The following is a 4,845-nucleotide window of genomic DNA, read 5'->3' as shown; positions in this document are numbered from 1 at the left end:
GCCTGCACCGGCTTGAGCAGCGTGGCGCAGAGCGCCGGCGTGAGCGACAGCGCCAGGAAGGCCGAGAAGGCGATGGACGTGGCCATGGTGGCCGCAAACTGGCGGTAGATGTTGCCGGTAGAGCCTGCAAAGAAGGCCAGTGGGACGAACACCGAGATCAGCCCCACGGTCACGCCGATGATGGCGCCTGAGATCTGGCGCATGGCTTTGCGCGTGGCTTCTAGCGGGGACAGCCCTTCCTCGCTCATGATGCGTTCGACGTTTTCCACCACGACGATAGCGTCGTCCACGACGATACCGATCACCAGCACCATGCCGAACATGGTGAGCACGTTGATCGAGAAGCCCAGAGCCAGCAAGGTGGCGAAGGTACCCAGCAAGGCGATGGGGACCACAATGGTGGGGATGACGGTATAGCGCCAGTTCTGCAGAAACAGGAACATCACCAGGAACACCAGGGCGACGGCTTCAAGCAGCGTCTTGGCCAACTGGGTGATAGAGATATCCACGAAGCGAGAACTGTCGTAAGGAATGCTCCAGCTCATGCCTTCTGGGAAGTAGCGCGAGAGCTCGTCCATCTTGGTGCGGACTGCTTTTGCGGCCTCCAGCGCGTTCCCACTGGGCGACAGTTGGACGCCGATACCCACGGCGGGTTTCCCGTTCAGTCGAGCCGCGGTAGCGTAGGCTTGGCCACCCAACTCCACGCGCGCCACATCCTTGAGGCGAACGGTGGAGCCATCGGCGTTGGCCCGAAGAATGATGTTGGAGAATTGCTCGACGGTAGACAGCTGCCCGCTAACGACCACTGTTGCTGAGATGCCCTGGCCAGACAGGTTGGGCAGATCACCGATGGTGCCGCTGGCAACCTGCGCGTTCTGCGCCCGGATGGCGGCCGTGATCTCCGCGGTGGAGATGTTGAAGCTCAGCATCTTTGCGGGATCGATCCAGATCCGCATGGCACGCTCGGTACCGAAGAGTTGCGCTTGCCCAATGCCTTTCAGTCGCTGCAACTCTGGCACCACGTTGCGGGAAGCATAGTCACCCAGCGCGACGGTATCGGTTTCTGGGTTGCTGGACGAAAGCATCGTGAACAGCAAGAAGTTGGACCGCGACTTGTCCACGCGCACGCCTTGTTGCGTTACGGTAGAAGGCAACCGCGGAGACGCGCGCGACAGGCGGTTTTGCACGTCCACTTGCGCCAAGTCGGCGTTGGTTCCGGGTTGGAAGCTCAGGGTGATGCTCCCAGAACCATCGGCCTGGGCCACAGACTCCATGTAGATGAGCCCTGGCGACCCGTTCATTTCACGCTCGATCACGGAAAGAACGCTGTCCTCCAGCGTTTGCGCAGAAGCGCCCGGGTAAGACGCATTGATAACGATCGAAGGCGGTGCAACCGGGGGATATTGCGAGATGGGGAGCTGCGTGATGGCAACGCCCCCCAGCACCATGATGAACAGTGCAATCACCCACGCGAAGATGGGGCGGTCAATAAAAAACTTGGCCATGTGTATGCCTCTCAGGGCTTAGCGGCGGATGCGTCGGCGGCAGGCGCAGGTGCTGCTGCTTGACCCGGTGCTTGCCAAGGGACCGCTTTCACGGGCGTGCCAGGTGGAAGCATTTGCAGCTTCTGGAAGCCGTCCACCATGACTTTTTCGCCCGCCTGTAGTCCTTCGCGAACAACCCAACGGTTGTTCTTCGCCGCGCTGATCTTGACTGCGCGCTGGCTGACTTTTCCGTCTTCAGCGACTACGTTGACGATGTCCCCTTGCTGTGTGCGTGTCACGGCCTGCTGCGGAAGGGTGATGGCATTGCTGGCCTGGGCTTGCTCCAGCTTGACCCGCAGGTACAAGCCTGGCAACAGTTCACCCTTGGGGTTGGGCGCCTCGGCGCGCAAGGTGATTTGGCCTGTGGTGGAGTCCACTGTCAGGTCGGAAAACAGGAGCTTGCCAGGGTGCTCGTACTCCGTTCCATCGCTCAAGATCAGGCGCACGCTCGCTGCGTCTTTGCCCTCCGCGCGCTTGAATTGGCCGCTGGCCATGGCTTTGCGCAGCTGAAGAATGTCGTTGGCAGATTGAGTGAAGTTGACGTAGACAGGGTCAATTTGCTGGATGACAGCCAGAGGCGTCGCATCGCCTTGACCTACCAGCGCACCTTCTGTCACGAGGGCCCTGCCGATTCGGCCTGAAATCGGTGCTGTGACCGTTGCGTAACCCAAGTTGATGCCTGCGGTACGCACCGCGGCCTTGGTCGAGGCTACGTCTGCCTGGGATTGTTTGACGGCAGCCTCTGCGTTGACGAAATCTTGCTTGCTGATCGCATTGGCTTCGACCAACGGACGGTACCGTTCCAGCTGCGCTTGCGTTTGTGCCAGGTTGGCTTCTGCCTTGGCTTGGTTGGCCCTGGCGCTGTCCAAGGCCGCTGCGTAGGGGGCTTCATCGATACGGAACAGGGTTTGTCCCGCCTTCACGTCGCTGCCCTCTTTGAACATCCGTTGCTGCAAGATGCCTGCTGCCCTGGCGCGCACTTGAGCCACCCTGGAAGCCTCCACGCGCCCTGGCAACTCGGTGACCAGACCCACATCGCCTGGAGTCGCCGTGACAGTACCCACTTCAACGGCAGGCCTCTGTCCTGCAGCGCTGGGTGCCGTTGGCGCTTCCTTGGTGCAGCCAGCCGCTATCAGCGCGGAAGCGAGCATGCCGACAACAAGCCGTGCTTGCATGCGAGGTGGATGGTGTGGTGTGGATGGCGCGTCATGCAAGCTCTTCATGGAATTCCTTTGAAGCTGGAGCGAGGGCAGGTCGATCATTTCAGAAGCCGAAGAAGATGACCACAGTAGATTGCAGTCGAACGAAAGCCCGACGGATAAGGTGCGGGATTATACATACAATCGTGAATGTATAATTGAATGGTGACCGCGGATTTTCGGGTTGCCGTTAAAGAAATGGATGGTGGAGATGGCGCGCAGGACCAAGGAAGACGCAGCTGCGACACGCAATGGATTGATTGATGCGGCCGAGCGTGTGTTTTGTGAAAAGGGCGTGTCGCGGGCTTCGTTGAGTGACATTGCCTCGGCGGCGGGGGCGACGCGCGGGGCGATCTACTGGCACTTCAAAGATAAGGTCGATCTGTTTAACGCCATGATGGATCGCGTGACGCTGCCTTTGGAGGAGGGCTGTGCTCAGTTCTCGTGTCTTGCGAGTGGTGATCCTGTGGGGCGTCTGCGTTCGGTGATGGCGTTTGTTTTGGGGGCTGTGGCATCGAATGCCCAGGCCCGGCGTGTGTTTGAAATTGCCATGTACAAAGTTGAGTATGTGGAAGAGATGGCGGCTATCCGGGATCGGCACATTGCTGCGTCGGGTGCTTTCACGGCGCAACTTGCCAAAGACTTCGCTTTGGCGGCTGAGGTGAGTCCGTTGCCGGTCTCTCTGTCTCCGCATGAGGCTGCGGTCGCTTTGCATGCTCTGTTCGATGGACTCATTCAAAACTGGATCTTGTGTCAGGGGGCGTTTGATTTGGTGAAAGTGGGTGCGAGTGCGACTGACGCCTTTTTGTTGGGTCTGGGTCTTAAATGGTGTGATGGCGCGGTTTGATGTTTCCGTGTCGTTGTTGTTGTGTGCTTGCGTGCAATAATGTTGGGCTTGCACGTCAATTAGCGCGGCTGTAGCTCAGTGGATAGAGTATTGGCCTCCGAAGCCAAGGGTCGTGGGTTCGATCCCCGCCAGCCGCGCCAAATCTTTTGTCTTTTTGCCGATTTTTGTTGGTGTTGATGAAAGTCGTGCTAGAATTCGAAATTCTTCGGAGGGGTGCCCGAGTGGCTAAAGGGGGCAGACTGTAAATCTGTTGGCTTACGCCTACACTGGTTCGAATCCAGTCCCCTCCACCAAATTTAGTGAGTGGCTTGTCGGTTTGACGAGCTTCGCAAAGGCTGAAAAGCCAATGCGGGAGTAGTTCAATGGTAGAACCCTAGCCTTCCAAGCTAATGACGCGGGTTCGATTCCCGTCTCCCGCTCCACTTTTTTGGTTCTTTGGTTTTTCGTCTGTCATTATTTTTTGTGATGATCAGATTTGCCCATGTGGCTCAGTGTTAGAGCACTCCCTTGGTAAGGGAGAGGTCGCGGGTCCGATTCCCGCCATGGGCACCATTTGAAGGTGCGTCCGGTTCTGGTTGCGCCGAGATCCTGTTGTTTTGAGATAGATATTTTTCGGAGTCGGAAAAATGGCAAAAGGAAAATTCGAGCGTACCAAGCCTCACGTCAACGTGGGCACGATCGGTCACGTGGATCATGGCAAGACGACCCTGACGGCTGCTATCGCAACCGTGCTGTCTGCCAAGTTCGGCGGCGAAGCCAAGAAGTACGATGAAATCGACGCAGCGCCCGAAGAAAAGGCACGCGGCATTACCATCAACACTGCCCACGTTGAATACGAAACCGCTAACCGCCACTACGCTCACGTGGACTGCCCCGGCCACGCTGACTATGTGAAGAACATGATCACTGGCGCTGCTCAAATGGACGGCGCCATCCTGGTGTGCTCCGCAGCTGACGGCCCAATGCCCCAGACCCGTGAACACATCCTGCTGGCTCGCCAAGTGGGCGTGCCTTACATCATCGTGTTCCTGAACAAGTGCGACATGGTGGACGACGAAGAACTGCTCGAACTCGTCGAAATGGAAGTGCGCGAACTCCTGGACAAGTATGACTTCCCAGGCGACGACACCCCCATCGTGCGCGGCTCCGCCAAGCTGGCTCTGGAAGGCGACAAGGGTCCTCTGGGCGAGCAAGCCATCGACAAGCTGGCCGAAGCTCTGGACACCTACATCCCCACGCCTGAGCGTGCAGTGGA

The 4,845-nt window shown here is 58.3% G+C and carries 4 protein-coding genes and 4 tRNA genes; 6 read left to right on the top strand and 2 right to left on the bottom strand.

Translation table 11 applies throughout. From position 1 onward, the window contains the following. The coding region (locus ACMV18_RS11310; protein WP_420817924.1) for an efflux RND transporter permease subunit at positions 1-1,505 on the bottom strand (1,505 nt) is incomplete at its 3' end. Between the two features lie 11 nt (positions 1,506-1,516). Then, the gene (locus tag ACMV18_RS11305; RefSeq protein ID WP_420817923.1) at positions 1,517-2,767 is read right to left on the bottom strand and encodes an efflux RND transporter periplasmic adaptor subunit; all 1,251 of its coding nucleotides are present in this window, start codon (positions 2,765-2,767) and stop codon (positions 1,517-1,519) included. Between the two features lie 187 nt (positions 2,768-2,954). Here ACMV18_RS11305 and ACMV18_RS11300 point away from each other — a divergent pair, with 187 nt between their 5' ends. The 6 genes from ACMV18_RS11300 to ACMV18_RS11275 all read left to right on the top strand — a co-directional run. Next, on the top strand, positions 2,955-3,590 hold the full coding sequence (locus ACMV18_RS11300; protein WP_420817922.1) for a TetR family transcriptional regulator: 636 nt from the start codon (positions 2,955-2,957) through the stop codon (positions 3,588-3,590). Between the two features lie 64 nt (positions 3,591-3,654). After that, positions 3,655-3,730: transfer RNA gene (locus ACMV18_RS11295), tRNA-Arg, on the top strand. A 67-nt stretch (positions 3,731-3,797) separates the two neighbouring features. Then, positions 3,798-3,883 (top strand) — tRNA-Tyr (locus ACMV18_RS11290). A 55-nt stretch (positions 3,884-3,938) separates the two neighbouring features. Next, a tRNA-Gly gene (locus tag ACMV18_RS11285) sits at positions 3,939-4,012 on the top strand. 55 nt (positions 4,013-4,067) lie between these two features. Next, positions 4,068-4,142 (top strand) — tRNA-Thr (locus ACMV18_RS11280). Positions 4,143-4,216: 74 nt separating this feature from the next. Beyond that, on the top strand, positions 4,217-4,845 hold a 629-nt coding region (locus ACMV18_RS11275; RefSeq protein WP_420817921.1), incomplete at its 3' end, for a GTP-binding protein.

Source organism: Aquabacterium sp. (assembly GCF_048860245.1).
Lineage (GTDB): Bacteria > Pseudomonadota > Gammaproteobacteria > Burkholderiales > Burkholderiaceae_C > Aquabacterium.
Note: the sequence above shows the minus strand (reverse complement) of the source record. Positions and strands in the feature narration are given on the sequence as shown.

Excerpts from the sequence above, each read along its gene's own strand:
- ACMV18_RS11305 (WP_420817923.1), bottom strand. The coding sequence starts at position 2,767 with ATGAAGAGCTTGCATGACGCGCCATCCACACCACACCATCCACCTCGC.
- ACMV18_RS11300 (WP_420817922.1), top strand. The coding sequence starts at position 2,955 with ATGGCGCGCAGGACCAAGGAAGACGCAGCTGCGACACGCAATGGATTG.